The sequence below is a fragment of the Streptomyces luteoverticillatus genome (genome assembly GCF_003970715.1).
In the GTDB taxonomy this organism is placed as follows: Bacteria; Actinomycetota; Actinomycetes; order Streptomycetales; family Streptomycetaceae; genus Streptomyces; species Streptomyces abikoensis.
On the sequence record NZ_CP034587.1, the window covers coordinates 6314331 to 6333097 of the forward strand.

General features: G+C 70.6%; 11 protein-coding genes and 1 pseudogene. 10 read left to right on the forward strand and 2 right to left on the reverse strand.

Annotated features, from left to right (window positions below):
• Positions 1-58 precede the first annotated feature (58 nt).
• The 4 genes from EKH77_RS28060 (at position 59) to EKH77_RS28075 (ending at position 6645) form a co-directional block, all read left to right on the forward strand.
• Complete coding sequence (locus EKH77_RS28060; RefSeq protein WP_126917055.1) at positions 59-598, forward strand: RICIN domain-containing protein; 540 nt, start codon at positions 59-61, stop codon at positions 596-598.
• Between the two features lie 105 nt (positions 599-703).
• The gene (locus EKH77_RS28065) at positions 704-1816 is read left to right on the forward strand and encodes a hypothetical protein (protein ID WP_240667573.1); all 1113 of its coding nucleotides are present in this window, start codon (positions 704-706) and stop codon (positions 1814-1816) included.
• Between the two features lie 218 nt (positions 1817-2034).
• Positions 2035-6285, forward strand: a complete 4251-nt coding sequence (locus EKH77_RS34440) for a Hint domain-containing protein (protein ID WP_206279941.1) — start codon at positions 2035-2037, stop codon at positions 6283-6285.
• A gap of 15 nt (positions 6286-6300) precedes the next feature.
• Positions 6301-6645, forward strand: a complete 345-nt coding sequence (locus EKH77_RS28075; RefSeq protein ID WP_126917056.1) for a hypothetical protein — start codon at positions 6301-6303, stop codon at positions 6643-6645.
• 246 nt (positions 6646-6891) lie between these two features.
• Here the strand turns inward: EKH77_RS28075 and EKH77_RS28080 are convergent, their stop codons facing one another.
• On the reverse strand, positions 6892-7890 hold the full coding sequence (locus tag EKH77_RS28080; protein ID WP_240667574.1) for a phospholipase D-like domain-containing protein: 999 nt from the start codon (positions 7888-7890) through the stop codon (positions 6892-6894).
• 97 nt (positions 7891-7987) lie between these two features.
• Positions 7988-9040 carry a LacI family DNA-binding transcriptional regulator gene (locus tag EKH77_RS28085; RefSeq protein ID WP_126917057.1) on the reverse strand — a complete coding sequence of 351 codons (1053 nt, stop codon included), beginning with the start codon at positions 9038-9040 and terminating at the stop codon, positions 7988-7990.
• A 122-nt stretch (positions 9041-9162) separates the two neighbouring features.
• Here EKH77_RS28085 and EKH77_RS28090 point away from each other — a divergent pair.
• The 6 genes and pseudogenes from EKH77_RS28090 to EKH77_RS28115 all read left to right on the forward strand — a co-directional run bounded on the left by EKH77_RS28090 (position 9163) and on the right by EKH77_RS28115 (position 18755).
• Positions 9163-10454, forward strand: a pseudogene (locus EKH77_RS28090) (ABC transporter substrate-binding protein).
• A 15-nt stretch (positions 10455-10469) separates the two neighbouring features.
• Complete coding sequence (locus EKH77_RS28095; RefSeq protein WP_126918345.1) at positions 10470-11477, forward strand: carbohydrate ABC transporter permease; 1008 nt, start codon at positions 10470-10472, stop codon at positions 11475-11477.
• Positions 11477-12307, forward strand: coding sequence for a carbohydrate ABC transporter permease (locus EKH77_RS28100; RefSeq protein ID WP_126917058.1), 831 nt, complete (start codon positions 11477-11479; stop codon positions 12305-12307). The genes EKH77_RS28095 and EKH77_RS28100 overlap by 1 nt, the downstream gene beginning before the upstream one ends.
• 17 nt (positions 12308-12324) lie before the next feature.
• Positions 12325-13554, forward strand: a complete 1230-nt coding sequence (locus tag EKH77_RS28105; protein ID WP_126917059.1) for a glycoside hydrolase 5 family protein — start codon at positions 12325-12327, stop codon at positions 13552-13554.
• 59 nt (positions 13555-13613) lie between these two features.
• The gene (locus EKH77_RS28110) at positions 13614-15671 is read left to right on the forward strand and encodes an endo-beta-N-acetylglucosaminidase (protein WP_126917060.1); all 2058 of its coding nucleotides are present in this window, start codon (positions 13614-13616) and stop codon (positions 15669-15671) included.
• Positions 15672-15728: 57 nt separating this feature from the next.
• Positions 15729-18755, forward strand: a complete 3027-nt coding sequence (locus EKH77_RS28115) for an alpha-mannosidase (protein WP_126917061.1) — start codon at positions 15729-15731, stop codon at positions 18753-18755.
• The last annotated feature ends 12 nt before the right edge of the window (positions 18756-18767 follow it).

Here is an 18767-nt window from a genome sequence, read left to right on the forward strand (position 1 = left end):
TGAAGCCCTCGCCCTTGCCCTCTCCCTCGTACGAGAACGAACGGAACGGATTCCCACGATGAAACGCCTCACCCTTACCGTCACCCGGGCGGCCCTGGCCACCGCCGCGGGCCTCGCGACCCTGGCCACCGGTACACCGTCCGCGGTCGCCGCGGGGGCGGCCGAGTCGGTCGTCCAGCTCCAGGTGGCGCACAGCGGCAAGTGCCTGGACGTCGACCACGCGCAGAAGGGGAACGGCGTCCTGGTCCAGCAGTGGAACTGCAACAACACGCCTGCCCAGCAGTGGCGCATGGTCCCCTTCGCCGACTCTTCCTTCGAGCTGCGGTCCGTGGTGAGCGGCAAGTGCCTGGAGGTGGAGAACGGCAACGGCATGCCCGGGGCACTGGTGCAGCAGTGGGGCTGCGTCGGAATCCAGCACCAGCGCTGGCGGCTGGCCCTCGTCGACGATGCCAAGAAGCTCTTCCAGCTGCGCCCCATGCACACCGAGAACGGTTGCCTGGACATCGATCACCGCGGCATGGACAACGGCGCCCTCGCGCAGCTTTGGACCTGCAACCAGACCCCCGCCCAGCTGTGGAAGGTCCTGCCGGTCAAGTGACCTCGCGGTCCGGCCGGCCCCTGGGACAGCGCCGTGCGCGGCACGGCGCTGTCCCTCGCCATGTGGGGGCCAAGAAGTGAGTCATACGTTCCTTGGGGGTCAAGAGTGAGTCGTCAGTGGTGGATCGTGCAGGCATTGGCGGTCAGCGTGCTGGCTGGTGGAGTGGCTGTGGTGGACGCGGCGCCGGCATGGGCGGACGCGCGCGTTGAGGCAGCGGCTCCGGCCGTCGAAGGGGACCAACCGACCGATGAGAGCGCTGCCGCAAAGGCCGCGGCGGCCGAAGCGTCCCGTAACTGGGTACTCAGACTGGCGAAGTCGTCCATGCCGGTCGAGGTCCGCACGTCCGCCTGGAACGCTCTGCGGAGCGCGCGCGGTGACGAGGCGATCGCGGAGTGGCTGGCTCCGGGTGGCGGTTTCGACGCCGCCAAGCAGCGGATACGGGATGCCCGTACACGGAACAGGCTGTTCTGCGAGCGGGTGGTGCGTACGCACGCGGTGGAGTTCGCTCCGGAGACGCGGGCGGCGGCCGAGCGCGCGCTGAAGGGTTCGGTCGCCGACCAGGCGGCGTTTGTGAAGACGGGCTATGCCGAGGCGCAGAAGCGCGACCGGGCCGCGCGGGAGGCGGACGTTCAGCACAAGCTGGAAGTCACGGCCAAGGACCGCGACTTCGTGTCGTCGATCGCTGATCACGACCCGGGTGAGCAGGTGCGGGTGGCGGCCCAGTGGGCGCTGCGCCCGGGCGCGACGGACGCGGACGTGGTGGAGTTCTTCGGCTACGGCTGGATGACCGGCGCGACCTTGGACACGGAGGCGTACCGGACGCGGATCGCGGAAGCGGAAACGCTTCGGCACGCCGCCTTGTCCCGGCTGCTCGCGGAAGCCGTCGCGGCGGAGAAGGCCGCGAAGGGTTCGGCGGACGCGGCGAAGGCCCGCGCCGAGGCCGAGCGGGCCTGGAGCACCGTGTCGGCTCACGCCGAGGCCGCGCGCAAGGCGTGGCTGGCCGAGCGGGAGGCGGCAGCGGCGCAGGCGGAGAACTGGAAGAACATCGCCAAGGCGGCGAAGGCGTCCGCGGACGAGCTCTGGAAGAACATCGGCCGGTCGGCCGATGAGAACGAGCGGAACTGGTCGCAGGAGCAGGCGGAAGCCGCGGAGTCGGCCGCGTTCTGGCAGAGCATGTTCGACAAGGCGCAGGCAGGCGAGACGCGCGCCAAGGCTTGATGTCTTGAAGTCCCTCCATTCTTGGGGCGTTTGAGCCCCACCTCTCGGATCCGCGTTCCTTCGGCATTCTTCGGCGGATCCGCCCTGCCCGCGTGCGCGGGTTCAGGGGACTTTCTCTGATTCCTTTCCAGTTAGGGGTTCTTCCCGTGATGGGTAGATTCCGGCCGAGGGCCGGACGGCTACGAGGGGCCGTTTCGGCGGCCGTCGTCGTAGCGATATTGGGTGGTACGACGGGCGAGGCGACGGCGGCCACGACGGCGAAGGCCGAGCCCGTCTCGGCCACGCGGGCGCTGGCGGCGCTGGACCGGCTGGCGGCGTCGCTGCCGAAGCCGGCGGCGGGCGGGCCGGCTCCGGCGCCGCGCACGGAGCTGGACAAGCTCAGCGCCGAGCGCGACCGCCAGCTGGTACAGGACTTCGCCGACCTCGACCCGGAGGAGGAAGTCCGCGAGGCCGCCAAGAAGGCCCTGGAGAGCTCGGACCCGAACGCGATCCGGGAATTCCTGGAACGCGGTGAGGCGGAGGCCCGCAAGCGCGCCCAGGAGAAGAAGGACGGCGCGGACGCCAAGAACCGCGCGGAGATCGAGAAGCTGCGCGGCACGGGCGGCCAGTTCTTCAACGCGGAAGTCGAGCGTGTCCTGGGCCCGAAGGCGACCGCCAAGGACCGCGCGGATTTCCTCGCTTTCGGCGCGAAGATCGCCAAGCAGCGTGATGAGGCGGACAAGCAGAACGCGGCGAAGCGGGCGGAGGAGAACCGCAAGCGCGTCGAGATGCTCGTGGCCTCCGGCGGTCCGGAGGTGAAGAAGGCCGCGCAGGCGGCTCTGGACACCAAGGACGACGCGAAGATCGCGGAGTTCCTGGAAAAGGGCTACCAGGTCGCGGCCCAGAAGGACGCGGACGCCCGCGCCGCCGCTGAAAAGGCCCAGAAGGAGGCGGAGGAGGCCGCGCGCAAACTGCGTGAACTGGCCGAGAAGGCGGCACGCGCGGCCGAGGCCCGTACGAAGCTGATCGCGGCGCACGGGCATGCGGTCAAGGCGCTGAAGAACGCCTCGAACGCGATGACCCAGGCGGCCGCCGCGTCACGCCAGGCGGACCGCATGCTGTCGGCCGACCGCGCCGGCAAGAAGCTGTCGTCGTACGACGACGTCAAGACTGAAGTCGCCCGCCAGGTCGAGAACGCGGGCACGGCGGCCAAGCAGGCGCAGGTGGCCGCGGCGCAGGCGAAGGTCCAGGCGGATGTGCTGGTCGAGACCGGTCTGACGTACGGCACGCAGTGGTCGGAGGTCGCGTCCGGTATCGCGGCGGCTGCGGATGCGGCGGTCAAGGCGAGCGAAACTGCGCAGCACGCGGTGGAGGCCACCGAGGCGGACGCCAAGGGCCTGAACGCCAAGAACGCGGCGGAGCTGCACGAGCAGCAGGCCAAGCAGTGGCGCGCGAACGCCGAGCAGCACGCCGCCACGGCGGCGAAGCTGGCGGAGGCCGCTGACAAGCAGGCCAAGATCGCCGCTGACGCCGCCTCGCGTGCGCGCACCGCGCGGATCGCCGCGGAGCAGGCCGAGAAGGAGGCCTGGGAGCACGCCAAGAAGACCCGCGAGGCCCGCCAGGAAGCCGAACGCCAGGCGAAGATCGCCGCCGAACAGCGAGCGATCGCCGAGCGCGAGCGCGACCTGGCCGCGGCGGCGCGTGCGCGTGCGGAGCACGAGCGCGACGTTGCCGCTGCGGCTCGGGCGCGCGCGGAGGCTGAGGCTCGCACGGCGTCGGCTGCTCGGGCGGAGGCTCAGGCGGCTGCTGCTACGGCGGCTTCGGCTCGGGCGGATGCCGAGAAGCAGGAGGGTATCGCCGCCACGGCGGACGACAACGCCCGTGGCATGGAGACCAAGGCCCGTGAGGCCTGGTACAACGCCCGCACAGCCCGAATGAAAGCCGACGCCGACAAGGCCAAGGCCCAGGCACACATCTCGATGGCGGCAGCGACACAGGGCACGGCCTATTCCGTTCAGGCGCAGACCGCTGCGGCCGCGGCGCGCGTGGATGCTGAAACCTCAAGTGCGGCTGCTGATCAGGCGCAGGGGGCTGCTGACACGGCGAGCGGTGCCGCTGTCCGTGCTCGTGCCGCCGCGACGGAGGCCGCCGGCGCGGCCGCTCGCGCCCGTGCCGCCGCCGCTGAAGCCACCGCGCACGCCGCGCGTGCGAATGAGGCAGCGAACAGGGCCGAGGCTGCCGCAGCCGCTGCCAACGCGGCGGCCAACCGTGCCGAAGCAGAGGCTGCGGCAACCCACGCCGCGGCGACGCGTGCCAACGTCAAGGCCGCCGAGGCCACGGCCCAGGAGGCGCGTGCCGGTGTGGCCGCGCACGAGGCCGCCCGTCTGGCCGGTCTGGCCGCGATCGAGGCGAAGAACGCGCTGCAGGCCGCGAACCGTACGAAGGACGAGGCGGAAGGCGCCACCCGCGAGGCCGCGATGGCCCGTCTTCAGGCCGGTATCGCCGTCCAGGCGTCCACGGCGGCCAAGGCCAGCGCGGCCGGTATCGCCGACCCGGCGAACACCGCCATCGAGCTGACCGCCCCCTTCACGGGCAAGGACATCGACGCCGACTTCGCCACCGAGGTCGCCACCGCCGCCCAGGAGGTGGGGGAGGAGCAGGTCGCCTCTGCCCAGGCCAAGGCGGATGAGGCCGTCAAGGCCGCCGAGGACGCCGAAGCCGCCGCGAAGCGCGCCAACGCCCAGGTCGCCCCGGCCTTCAAGGCAGCGGCCGACGCCGCCCGCTCGTCCGCGAACGCCACGCGCTCCATGGCCGCCGCCATGAAGTCCGCCGCTGAAGCCGCCGTCGACGGCGCCAAGGCCCGAGCGGCCGCGGCCCGCGCCAACCAGGCCGACGCACAGGCCCAGGCAGACGCCAAGGCAGCCCGCGAAGCCGCCAACCAGGCCTACGCCGACGCCGCCGCCGCACGCCAGGCCGCCAACCAGGCCGAAGCCGAAGCGGCCCGCGCCCGAGGCGCCGCCGCCGAAGCCGAGCAGCACGCCGCGGCCGCCGCTGGTGCTGCCGATCTCGCCGAACAAGAAGCCGCCACCGCACAGGCCGCGGCCACCAAGGCCAAGGAAGATGCCGACGCCGCCGGCAAGCTCGCCGAATCCGCCGAAGCCCACGCCAAGTCCGCCAAGGAGGCGGCCGACAACGCCCTCAAGTACGCCAAGGAGGCCGACGAGGTCGCCAAGAAGGCTCAGGCCGAGAAGGACGAACGCGACCGTCAGGACCGCGCGAAGGCAGTCGACGAGGCTGGCGAGAAGGGCAACCTTCCGGCACTGACGGACACCGAAAAGGAGATCCTCAAGAAGGCCGGATACGACCCCGAGGAGTACGAGAGGCTCCGGCAGCTCGCGAACAAGAGCTTCGAGGACTTCCTGATGGAAATCGGCGGTGAGGTCATCAAGGGCCTCATCGACTGGGAGGACGTCAAGAAGTGCTACAAGGAAGGCAACATCGAGGCGTGCTTCTGGGCGCTCGTCAATAACGTTCCCTGGACCAAGGCCCTCAGGGTCGCCGAAAAGCTTCCGGACATCGTCAAGTTCGTCAAGCGCCTCATGGGCATCGGCAAGATGCTCGACGAATCAGCCAAGGCCAAGAAGTACATCAAGGAAGCAAAGGAGGCGATCGAAAAGGGCAAGAAGAAGGTCGATGATATAGATGAGGTAACCGGCTGCCTGACGAAGCAGAAGCTCTTCAACAGCTTCACACCGGACACGCCGGTACTGATGGCCAACGGAGCCTCCAAACCGATCAAGGACGTCCGGATCGGGCAGCGGGTCCTGGCCACGGACCCCAAGACCGGCAAGGCCGGGGCGCGGGCGGTTACCAACGTCATCATTGGCGAGGGTCAGAAGGACCTCGTTGAGGTCGCGATCGATCTCGGTGGTTCAGGAAACGCAAGCCGCACGATCACGGCCACTTCCGCACATCCGTTCTGGGTGGAGAACCGACAGGACTGGATCGAAGCCAAGAGCCTCAAGGTAGGCGACCTGCTCCGCACCCCCCAAGGGGAGCGGAAGAAGGTCGTCAACACCCGTGCGTGGACCGAGAATCGCAAGGTCTACAACCTCACTGTTGACGACATCCACACGTACTATGTGCTCGCTGGCACAGTGCCCGTACTGGTGCACAACACAGGGTTGTGCAAGGAGAAGATCGACAGCGTCTTCAACAACACCAGTAACAGGTCCTCCGAGGCGCAGTTCGAATACCACTGGGACAAGCATGCGAAGGCGCACGGTTTCACGCGTGAGCAGTACCTCAAGGATGCGAAGGACTGGGCGACGGGCATTGCTCAGCCAGAAGGGAGGAAAGGCCTCAACTCCAGCTTGGAGCCTCTGGCTGACGGTACGCGCGGGATAAAATACGTGGACCCCCAGACGGGTAAGGGCGGGATCATCGGCCCCGACGGCAGGGTCGTAACCTTCTGGTATGGTGCCGATTAATGAGAGGATGAGTCGTTGTCGGATTTCATGGAGGACTACGCTCTCTGGCGGCGCTTGCCGTTCCCCGTCCTACGCCGCGGCGGGAATCTGTTGCGCGCAGGCGAGAACCTGGCACTCATTCATGGCGACCTGGCTCTCGCTGACGAACATGTGACCCAGGTGATCCCTTTTGTCGACGAGGGGATATTCCAGCCGTCCCGGGGGGACGTCATGGGCTTGCTTGAAGGGATCATCTCTCGCCTGGAACGATTCGGCGAAGGCGCGGCCACGGAAGAGCGAGAAGTCATCGACGCCCATTATCAGTATGCAGTCCTGCTGTATCGAATCTATGGTGAATTTCTACGCATAGGAGCCCCGTAGCCCGTCAGCTGACCAGCAGGGAACAATGAAGAGCCGCTCACAATGTGGGCGGCTCTTCGTTTCCGTTGGAGCCTTTGTACGCGCGACGGGTATCACCGCGCTGACAACGGTTGCCCGGGGTCCCCGTTCGTACGAGGTGCACGCTCAGCCGTGCCGGGCAAGCCCTGTGCACGTTGCTCATCGAACTGTACGGGACCTGTACCGGACGGGCGAGGAGCTGAGCGTCGTTCGCCGCGCCGCCGGTACCTAGTACGGCATCCCGTTCGCGAAGTCCGTCTTGAACGTCGACTCGACGCCGTTCAGTACGCCCCCGTCGTTGACGATCAAGCCGAGTTCGCGGTTGTTGTTGAGGGAGTTGTCGGAGAAGTTCTGCGAACCCGCGAAGGCCTTGGCGGATGCCGTCCCGTAGTCGGCGACGATCGTCTTGGCGTGGATGAAGAGGCCCTCCGTCGAGGAGAAGGTGACGACCGTGCCGCCGGCTTCCTTGATCTGGTCGAAGTAGGCGGCGTAGCGGTCGGGGTTCATGCCGACGACGCGGACCGCGACGCCGCGGTTCTGGGCCGCTACCACCGCGTCCACCAGGGCACTGGCGCCGAACTCCAGTTGTTCGAGGTCCAGTGAGGAACGGGCTCCGTTGATCAGCGCGAGGAGGCGGTCCTGGGAGTCCGTGGGTGACCAGAGCAGGTTGTCGCCGTCGGAGGGGGTGGTGGCGGTGTGGGTGTAGTCCGCGTCGAAGGTCTGCTCTATGGCGGCGACATCCGCGACGTCCGTGTCGATGATGCCGTAGTCGCGGCCGGTCGCGTAGTACTTCGCGTCCAGGTTGCCCGTCAGGATCAGCGACTTCGCGCGGTCCACGGTGATGGTCTTCTGGTGGGTGTAGACGAAGTCGGGGGAGGAGTACACCACGCCGACGCCCGCGGCGGTGAGGGCCTGGTAGGCCGGTTCGTTCACCGAGGGGTGCTTGGCGTCGAGGATCACCCGGACGGTCGCCCCGGCTCTCTCGCGGTTCACCAGCGCGTTCACGACCTCGGGGTCGTCCAGCTCGTACATGGTCACGTCCACCGACTTCGCGGCCGAGCGTATGAGGTCGTACACCGTGCCGTGGCTCTGATCCGGGAAGACGAGCAGGGAGTACGTGCCGGGGGCCGCCTGGGCCGTGCCCGGGGTCGCCAGTAGCGACATCGAGGAGAGCAGGAGGGCGCCGGCGGCCACGGCGATCCGGCGGAAGGGGTGGGGTGCGCGCATGCCGAACTCCGGTGGGGGCGAGGTGGGTACGTCGGCCCCCATGGTGTGGCCGTCGGCGGTTACATGGGGAGGTGTTGCCGGTGAATTTTTGTCGGTGTCACGACAAGGACCGCCGGCTCCCGGGTGCCACCGCCGTCGACTCGCGCGCCATCAGTCGGGGTGCCGCGTCCTCCACCCATCGCGCCGGGCCGCCGTCCAGCAGGGCGATCAACTCCTCGGCCGCGTGCCGGCCGAAGCCGGCTGTGTCGCGGGTCAGGGCCGTGAGGGTGGGGTGGGTGTTGCGGCAGAGCGCGGAGTCGTCCCACGCGACGATGGAGAGCGCATGCGGTACGGACACGCCGCGCTCCGCCGCCACCGCCAGGCCCGCCACCGCCATCACGTCGTTGTCGTAGACGATCGCGGTGGGCGGACGCTCGCCGGACAGGAGGCGCCGGGTCGCCTCGGCGCCCTGCGCGTCGGAGTAGTCGGTGGTCACGGACGTCACCTCGCGCAGGCCCCGGCGGGCGGCCTCCGCGCGGAGTGACGCGATGCGGCGGCGGGTGTGCGCCAACTCGGCCACTCCCGCCACGTGCGCCACGCGCCGGTGGCCCAAGTCGTGCAGCTGGTCGACGACCGAGGCCATCGCGGCCGCGTCGTCGGCCCGGACGCAGGAGATCGCGGCGCCCGACGGGACGGTACCCGCTCCCGGCGCGCCCACGATCACCGCCGGCAGCCCCAGCTCCGCCAGGAGCGCCGGGCGCGGGTCGTCCTCGCGCGGGTCGACGACGAGGAGCCCGTCCACGCGGTGCTCGGCCCACCAGCGCCGGTAGGCGGCGCACTCGGCGTCCACGTCCTCCACCACTTGGAAGAGGAGGCCCAACCCGCGCACGGCCAAGGCCTCCTGCACGCCCGAGACCAGCTGGAGGAAGAACGACTCGACGCCGAGGGTGCGGGCGGGACGGGCCAGTACCAGGCCGACGGTCGCCGAGCCCTCGCCGGACAGGGCCCTGGCGGCGGCGCTGGGCAGCCAGCCGAGCTGATCGGCGACCCGGCGGATCCGCTCGCGCGTGGCCGCCGAGACGCCCGGCCGGTCGTTGAGCGCGAAGGACACCGCGCTCTCCGAGACGCCCGCGCGCCGCGCTATGTCCTTGATCGTCGGTCTGCGGCGCATCGCTGCCTTCCACTAAAGCGCATTAGTGCCTGACGGCAGTATTGACGCAACTCCCTTGCCGGGTGCAGGTTTTGACCGGCCTCCTACCGACCGTCCGACCCGATCGAAGGAGCTCGTCCGCCATGCCCGTATCCCGCCCGGAGCCGCATAGGCGCCTCGTCGTCACCGCCACCCTCCTCGCCACCGCCATGGCGCTCACCGCCTGCGGTTCGGGCGGCGGCGGGGGAGGGAGCGGGGACGGCGGCATCACCTTCCAGACCTGGAATCTCCGCGCGAACTTCAAGGACTACTTCGAGGATCTGGTAGGCGATTTCGAGAAGGAGAATCCCGGCGTCAAGGTCACCTGGCTGGATCAGCCCGCCGAGCACTACGCGGACAAGCTCAGCGCCGACGCCGCCGCCGGCACCCTGCCCGACGTCGTCAACGTCTCCCCGGACCTGTCCTATCCGCTCGCCAGAGCGGGAATGCTGGTCAATCTCGACAAGGAGAACGCCGCGCAACGCTTCAAGGGCGAATACACGGCGGAGGCATGGCAGGGCAACACGCTCCCCGGGCTGGGCGGTTCGTACTCCTTCCCCTGGTACCTCACCACGGGGCCGCTCTTCTACAACAAGGCCCTCTTCCGTTCCGCCGGGCTCGACCCCGAGAAACCGCCGAAGGACTACGCGGAACTGTTCACCACCGCACTCGCCATGGCCTCCAAGTCCGGCGGACGGATCGCCACCCTCGCGAACACCCCGTCCGTCGAGGACTTCGGCCGCTACGGCGTGAAGCTGATGAACAGCGATGCCACGAAATTCACCTACAACGAGCCCAAGGGCGTGGAACTGCTCACCAAATACAAGGAGCTCTACGACCGCGGCGGCCTCGACCCGCAGGCCCTCACCAACACCCCCGAGAAATCCGGCCAGAAGTTCCTGGAGCAGAAGGTCGCCATGAACCCCGGCGGCGCCAACGACCTGGCCACCTTCAAGGAGAACGCCCCCACCCTCTACCGGAACCTCGGCATCGCGGAAGCGCCGAACAACACCGGAAAGCCCAACATGTACGTGATGGGTGTGGCCGTCAACGGGAAGAGCAAGCGCAAGGCCGCCGCGATCGCCTTCGCCCACTTCGTCACCGACAGAAAGAACCAGGAGGCATTCGCCCACGAGGTCACCGTCTTCCCCAGCACCCGGGGATCGCTCGACGACCCGTACTGGACGAAGGACGACGGCACCGACGAGGGCCGGGTCCGCGTGGCCTCAGCGAGGATGCTGAAGGGCGCTGTCAACTACACCCCCGTGGTGATGAGCGACGAGATGAAGACCGTCCTCAAGAACGAGGTCGCCAAGGCCCTCCAGGGCAAGAAATCCCCCAGCGGGCACTCGACGACGCCGTCGCGCAGAGTGACAGACTTCTCCGGCAGAGCTGAGCCGCCGTCGTGAAGATTCCCGCTGCGACAACGCGCGCCGGGCGAGTCCGCGCCGGGCATACGCGCGCCGAGCGCAGGCGTGCCGGGCGCAGGCGTGCCGGGAAGGACGGGAGCGCCCTCAGCCCCTGGCTCTTCCTCCTGCCCGCCCTCGCCGTCGTCGCCGTCTTCAGCCTCTACCCCTTCCTCACCACCGCCCACCAGGCGTTCACCGACGCCCGCACCCTCACCCCCGGCCGGTGGACCGGGCTCGAGAACTTCCGCGCCATGCTGGACGACGAGCAGTTCTGGACCGCCCTGCGCAACAGCGCCCTCTACGTCCTCCTCGTCGTCCCCTGCACCGTCCTCCTCCCGCTGCTGCTCGCCCTGCTGGTGCGCAAGAAACTGCCCGGCGTCACGTTCTTCCGCGCCGCCTACTACACCCCCGTCGTCGCCTCCGTGGTCGTGGTGGCCCTGATCTGGACCTGGATGCTCGACGACCGCGGACTCGTCAACGGCATCCTGCGCGCCCTCGGCGCCGGGCCCGTCGACTTCCTGGGCGACGCGTGGCTGCTGCTGTTCAGCGCCATGGCTCTGACTGTGTGGAAGGGCCTCGGGTACTACATGATCATCTATCTGGCCGCGCTCGGGAACGTCCCCCGCGAGCTCCACGAGGCCGCCGCCGTCGACGGCGCCGGAGCCCTGCGCCGCTTTCTCAGCGTCACCCTCCCTGCCGTACGGCCGACCATGGTGCTGGTCGCTGCCTTGTCGGCGGTGGCCGCGTTCAAGGTCTTCTCCGAGGTGTACCTGATGGCCGGGCCCACCGGCGGGCCGGCCGGGCAGGACACCACGCTCGTGATGCTCGTCCAGCGCACCGGCACCGGTCTCAACGGCCGCGTCGGCTACTCCTCCGCGCTCTCCCTCGTCGTCTTCGTCATTACGCTGCTGCTGATGCTGCTCGTCCTGCGGGCCGGCCGTGTCCGAGGCGAGGAGGACGGCCGCGCCCGAGGCGATGACGGCCGCTCCCGACGCGAGGAGCGCGGCTGATGCTCCGGACTCCGGGCCGGGAGAAGGTCCTGCGATACGCGCTGATGCTGCTGGTACTGGCCCTCACCGTCGGCCCGTTCCTCTGGCAGCTCTCCACCTCCCTCAAGGACACCACCGAGGACATCTACACCTCACCCCCGCGCTTCCTCCCCCAGCACCCCACCGTCCACAACTACGCCGAGGTCGCCGACACCATCCCCGTCTGGGACTACGCCCTCAACTCCCTCAAGGTCGCCACCGCCGCCGTGCTCACCAACCTCGTCGGCGCCGCCATGGCCGGGTACGCCCTGGCCCGGCTGCGCTTCCGGGGCCGGCGGGCGGCCGGGCTCGCCTTCGTCCTGGCCCTGCTCGTGCCGGTGGAGTCCATCGTCATCGCCCAGTTGACGCTCGTACGCGACCTCCACCTCAACAACACCCTCGTCGCCGTCGTCCTCCCCGGCTCCGTGAGCGCCCTGAACGTCCTCCTCATGCGGAACGCCTTCGCCGCCCTTCCCTACGAGATCGAGGAAGCGGCCGTCATCGACGGGGCGAACGCCTGGCAGCGCTTCACCCGGATCGCCCTACCGTCCGTCCGGGGCACCCTCGCGGTCGTCGCGATCTTCGCGTTCATGGGCGCCTGGGACGACTTCCTGTGGCCGCTGATCGTCCTCTCCGACCAGCACCGCTTCACCCTCACCGTCGGGCTGAACTACCTCCACGGCACGTTCACGCAGAACCCCCGGCTGGTGGCGGCCGGGACCGTCATCGCCGTCGCCCCGCTCGTCGTGATGTTCGCCTGCCTCCAGCGGTACTTCTTCCGCGGCGTCGGCGAGGGCGCCGTCAAGGGCTGAAGGGAGCCCCGACCGTCATGCGTTTCGGCGTCAACTACACCCCTACGCGCGGCTGGTTCCACCACTGGCTCGACTTCGACCTCGACGATATCCGCGCCGACCTCGACTCCATCGCCGCCCTCGGCCTCGACCACATCCGCGTCTTCCCCCTGTGGCCGCTCTTCCAGCCCAACCGCACCCTCATCCGCCCCCGAGCCGTCGACCAACTCGTGCGACTGGCCGACGCCGCCGCCGAACGCGGGCTCGACGTCGCCGTCGACGGACTCCAAGGCCATCTGTCCAGCTTCGACTTCATCCCCTCCTGGACCACCACCTGGCACCGCCGCAACATCTTCACCGACCCCGACGTCGTCGACGCGCAGGCCGCCTACCTCACGACGCTCGCCGCCGCCCTCGCCGGCCGGCCCGGCTTCCTCGGCATGACCGTCGGCAACGAGATCAACCAGTTCTCCGGCCGCCCCCACCCCGACCCCGACCCGGTCACCCCCGCACAGGCCGGCCGGTGGCTGCGGCGGATGCTCGCCGCGTGCGAGGCGGGCGCGCCCGGCCTGCCCCACGTCCACGCGTCCTACGACGCCGCCTGGTACGACGGCACCCACCCCTTCACCCCCGCCCACTCGGCCCGGCTCGGCGCCATGACCACCGTCCACTCGTGGGTCTTCGACGGCACCGCCCAGCGCTACGGTCACGACGCCCCGGCCACCGGGCTGCACGCCGCGTACCTTGTCGAGCTGTCCAAGGCCTGGGCCGACGACCCCGCTCGCCCGGTGTGGCTCCAGGAGGTCGGGGCACCGGCCCCGCACGTTCCGCCGTCGGGCGCGGCGGCCTTCGCGGAGGCGACGATCGAGGCCGTCCTGGACTGCCCGGACGTCTGGGGCATCACGTGGTGGTGCTCCCACGACGTCGACCGGGGCCTCGCGGACTTCCCGGAGCTGGAGTACGGGCTGGGGCTGCTGACGAACGACCGGGTGGTCAAGCCGGTGGGGGAGGTGGTGGGGCGGTACGCGCGCGAACGCGGCCGCCACCCGGTGGCGGAGGCGGGGGCGCGACGGACCGCGCTGGTCCTGGACGCGGGAGAGCCGGAGGAAGCGCCGGGTCGGGGGGTGTGCGCGCCGGGAGGTGCGTTCTTCGAGGCGTGGATGCGGGGGGCCTCCGGCGGGGGGAGGGTGGGGGTGGTGCTCGCGGAGCGGGCGGGGGATGCGGGGTATTTGGCCGCTCGTGGGATCACGGAGGTTGTTGGCCCCTGACCCGCCCTTCCACCGTTTCCCGGGGGCTTCGCCCCCGGACCCCCGCTCCGGGAGGACTCATGAACCTCACCCGCCGCCAGGCCCTCGCGGCCGCGCTCGTCGCCACAGCCGCCCGGCCCGTGACGCCCGCCCCCACCGACCTCCAGCCCTACGCCTCCTACTGGTACCCCGACACCCTCCCACCCGGCACCCCACCCCCCGGTGTCCGTCGGCGCAGTCTCCGCGCCTGGACTCCCGCCGGTGACCCCGACCTCGCCTTCAACAGGGCCACCGTCCCCCTCGCCCCCCGCTTCGTTCCCCCGCCCCCCAACTCCACCGCGCGGCGCGACGAGGCGCGGATCTCCGCGCTCGCCGCATTCGCGCCGACGTCCGGCAACCCCTCGCAGGGGTCGGCCACCGCCGACTACTACGCCCTCACGCACTGGGCCTATCTCGACGAGCTCGTCTTCTGGGGCGGCTCCTCGGACGAGGGGCTGATCCTCGCGCCCAACGCGCCCGTGGTCGACGCCGCGCACCGCAACGGCGTGCCCGTGCTCGGTACGGTCTTCCTGCCGCCCACCGCCTATGGCGGGCGGCTGGAGTGGACCCGCGACCTCGTGCGGCGCGACGCCGACGGCGGCTTCCCGCTCGCCGACAAGCTGGTCGAGGTGGCCCGGGCGTACGGCTTCGACGGCTGGTTCCTCAACGCCGAGACGGGCGGCGGGGACGCCCGGCTCGGGGCCGACACGCGGGACTTCGTCGCGTACCTCCGCCGGCGCGGCGGCCCGGGTCTCCGGGTGACGTGGTACGACGCCATGGCCGTCTCCGGTGACATCGCCTGGCAGAACGAGCTCAACGACCGCAACTCCCCGTTCTTCCGCGCCGCCGACACCATGTTCCTCAACTTCAACTGGAGTCGCACCGGCCTCACCTCCTCCGGCGAGCTCGCCCGGAGCCTCGGCCGGAGTCCGTACGAGTTATGGGCGGGGATCGATGTCGAGGCGAACGGCTGGGACACCCGGGTCGACTGGGACGCGGTGGTCCCCGCCGGACGCCCCCACGTCGCCTCGTTCGGCTTCTACCGCCCCGAGTGGACGTGGAAGAGCCTCCCCGGGACCGATCGCGGCCCCGCCGCGTTCCACGCGCGCGACGACCGCTTCTGGTCCAGTGCCTCCCTGGACCCCGCCCGGCCCGGCACCGGGCCCTGGCGCGCTCCGGCGGCCTCGGTCGCGGACCGCTCCACGCTCACCTCCCTCCCCTTCGCCACCACCTTCAACACCGGTCATGGCCTCGGCTGGTACGAGCGGGGCGTGCGCGTCGCCGACGCGCCCTGGAACCACCTGGGGCTTCAGGACCGGCTCCCCGGCCGCCGCTGGGTCATACGGACGGCCGGCGCCGCCCGGCCCGTCGTCGGTTTCGACTTCGCCGACGCCTGGCGCGGCGGCAGCAGCCTCCTCATCGACGGTGTCGACGGCGTTGAGAGTGTCGACGGCCGCGAGTCCGCGTTTCCCTCCACCGTCGAGCTCTACGCGGCGAGACTTCCGCTGTCACCCGCCACCGTGGCCGAGCTGGCCCACCGCACCGAACCCGGCTCGGCGGCCGTCCGCGTGGAGCTGGCCGTCGCCCTGGACGAGCCGGATCGTTTCACCTACCTCCCCGCAGGCGACCTCCCCACCGGCGGCAGCGGCTGGACCACCACCACTCTCCCCCTGGATCGCCTGTTGCGCGGCCGCGCCGCCGCCACCGCCCACGTCCTCGGCGTCCGGCTCACCGCCCCGGACGGCGGACGCGTCCGCTGGCGGCTCGGCGAGCTCGCCCTCCACGACGGCCCGCCCGTCCCGCCCGGCCCGCCCGACGCGCCGGCCGTCACCGCCTCCGCCCGCAACCCCGACGGCACGGCCGCGCTCCGCCTGACCTGGCAGCCCACAAGGCGGGGCCCCGGGACCGTACGCCACTACGAGCTCCACCAAGTGGTGCCCGGCGGCCGGCGCCGCTTCCTCGGTGGCACCTGTGGGCATGCCTACTACGTCCCGGCGCTGCGTCGCACGGCCGGCGAGGAGGCCACCCGCATCGAGGTGCGCGCCGTGGACGAGCTCTACACCGCGTCGGCCCCCGCTTCCGTCGCCCACCGCTGGTAGCCACCGGACGAAGACCGCGAAGACAGCGAAGACCGCGAAGACCGGACAAGGAGAGGCATGCACAACGACCGCACCATCACCGAGGCCCGGCTCAAGCGGGTCCTGGAGGAGCGCATCCGCCCGGCCGTCCACCCCGAGTCGGTGCCGCTGGAGGTCTCCGTGTGGCACGCGCCCGGCGAGCCGGTGCCCGTCGCGGAAGGGCTGGCGGCGCCGCGCACCCCCGTCGCGGTGGGCACGGAGTGGGGCCCGGCGTGGGGCACCAGCTGGTTCACCGTCTCCGGCGCGGTACCGGACGCGTGGGCGGGGCGTACGGTCGAGGCCCTGCTGGACCTGGGTTTCGACGAGAACATGACGGGCTTCCAGTGCGAGGGCCTGGTCTACCGCCCCGACGGCTCGCCCGTGAAGGGGCTCAACCCGCGCAACCAGTGGGTGCGGATCGCCGAGCGGGCCACCGGCGGCGAGCCGGTGCTGCTGCACATCGAGGCGGCCGCCAACCCCGTCATCCTCGACTACCGCCCCTTCCGCCCCACCGAGCTGGGCGACCGCGAGACCGCCGACGACACGCCCCGCTACCGGCTGACCCGGATGGACCTCGCCGTCTTCGACCGGACGGTGTGGGAGCTCGTCCAGGACCTCGACGTGCTGGGGCAGCTGATGCACGAGCTGCCGGTGGACTCGCCCCGCCGCTGGCAGATCCTGCGGGCCGTCGAACGCGCCCTGGACGCCGTGGACCTCCAGGACGTCGGCGGTACGGCGGAACGGGCGCGCGAGCGGCTCGCGGACGTCCTCGCCGCGCCCGCGCACGCCTCCGCGCACCGGATCAGCGCCGTGGGCCACGCGCACATCGACACGGCGTGGCTGTGGCCACTGCGCGAGACGGTCCGCAAGGTGGCCCGGACGACCGCCAATATGACCGCCCTGCTGGAGGACGAACCGGACTTCGTCTACGCCATGTCCCAGGCACAGCAGTTCGCCTGGATCAAGGAGCACCGGCCGGAGGTGTACGCGCGGGTGAAGAAGGCGGTCGCCGAGGGCCGCTTCGTCCCCGTGGGCGGCATGTGGGTGGAGTCCGACACGAACATGCCGGGGTCGGAGGCGCTGGCCCGGCAGTTCACGCACGGCAAGCGCTTCTTCCTGGAGGAGTTCGGGATCGAGACGGAGGAGGTGTGGCTCCCGGACTCCTTCGGCTACTCGGCGGCGCTTCCGCAACTGGTGCGGCTGGCGGGCGCCAAGTGGTTCCTGACGCAGAAGATCTCCTGGAGCCAGACCAACACCTTCCCGCACCACACCTTCTGGTGGGAGGGCCTGGACGGCACCCGGGTCTTCACTCACTTCCCCCCGATCGACACCTACAACTCCCAGCTCTCGGGCCGCGAACTCGCCCACGCCGTCGGCAACTTCCGTGAGAAGGGCGGCGGCGCGACGCGCTCCCTCGCCCCCACGGGCTGGGGCGACGGCGGAGGCGGCACGACACGGGAGATGCTGGCGCGGGCGAAGCGGCTGGCGGATCTGGAGGGCTCGGCGAAGGTCGCCTTCGAGAAGCCGTCGGTGTTCTTCGAGAAGGCGCATGCCGAGTACGCCGACGCCCCGGTGTGGGCCGGCGAGCTCTACCTGGAGCTGCACCGGGCGACGCTCACCAGCCAGGCCCGCACCAAGCAGGGCAACCGTCGCAGCGAGCACCTGCTGCGCGAGGCGGAGCTGTGGGCGGCCACGGCGGCGGTACGGACCGGGGCGCCGTATCCGTACGAGGCGCTGGACCGGCTGTGGAAGACGGTGCTGCTGCACCAGTTCCACGACATCCTGCCCGGGACGTCGATCGCCTGGGTGCACCGGGAGGCGGCACGGACGTACGCCGAGGTGGCCGCCGAACTCGAGTCGCTGATCGCGGACGCGCTGGCGGCGCTGGCGGGTGACGGCGAGGCGACGGTCGTCTTCAACGCGGCCCCCCACGCGCGGGGCGGCGTGCCGGCGCTCGGAGCGGCGGCCTCGGCGGAGCCGTCGACAGCCCCGGCCACCACCGTGGAGCCGCGCGAGGGCGGCGGATTCGTGCTGGACAACGGCCTGCTGACGGTCGTCGTCGACGAGCGCGGGTTGCTCGTCTCCGTGCACGACCGGCGGGCCGGCCGCGAGACCCTGGCACCGGGGGCCGCCGGGAATCTCCTCCAGTTGCACCAGGACTTCCCCAACATGTGGGACGCGTGGGACGTCGACCGCTTCTACCGCAACACGGTCACCGATCTGACGGACGTCGACACGCTGGAGCTGACGGACGACGGCGCCGCCGTTCTGATCGTCCGAACCTTCGGTTCCTCGCGGGTCGAGCAGCGGATCACGCTGCCGCAGGGGGAGCGCCGGGTGGAGGTGGAGACGGAGGTCGACTGGCACGAGACGGAGAAGTTCCTCAAGGCCGCCTTCCCGCTGGACGTCCACACCGACCGGGTCGCGGCCGAGACCCAGTTCGGCCACCTCCACCGGCCCACGCACACCAACACCAGCTGGGACGCCGCCAAGTTCGAGGCCTGCGCGCACCGGTTCGTCCATGTGGAGGAGCCGGGGTGGGGCGTGGCGCTGGTCGACGACTCGACGTACGGGTACGACGTGACGCGCTCACCGCGTGCCGGGGACACCGGCGGTACCACCACGACCCTGCGGCTGTCCCTGCTGCGGGCCCCCCGCTTCCCCGACCCGCGCACGGACCAGGGCGTCCACCGCTTCTGCTACGCGCTGGTGCCGGGAGCGTCCGTGGGGGACGCGGTACGCGAGGGGTACCGGATCAACCTGCCGGAGCGGCGCGTTCCGGGGGCGGCGGGCGGCGTCGCTCCGTTGGTGTCCGTGGACAACGACGCGGTCGTCGTGTCGGCGGTCAAGCTGGCGGACGACGGGAGTGGAGATGTGGTCGTGCGCGTGTACGAATCGCTGGGCGGACGGGCCTCGGCTCGCCTGACGGCGGGCTTCGAGGTGGAGGAGGTGGCGGTCTGCGACCTCCTGGAGCGGCCGGTCGCACCCGCGACGACCAGCCTTTCCCTCCGGCCGTTCGAGATCGTGACGTTGCGGCTGCGACCCCTTAGCCCCTCCGGCGTTTGAGGAGCGGGGGTC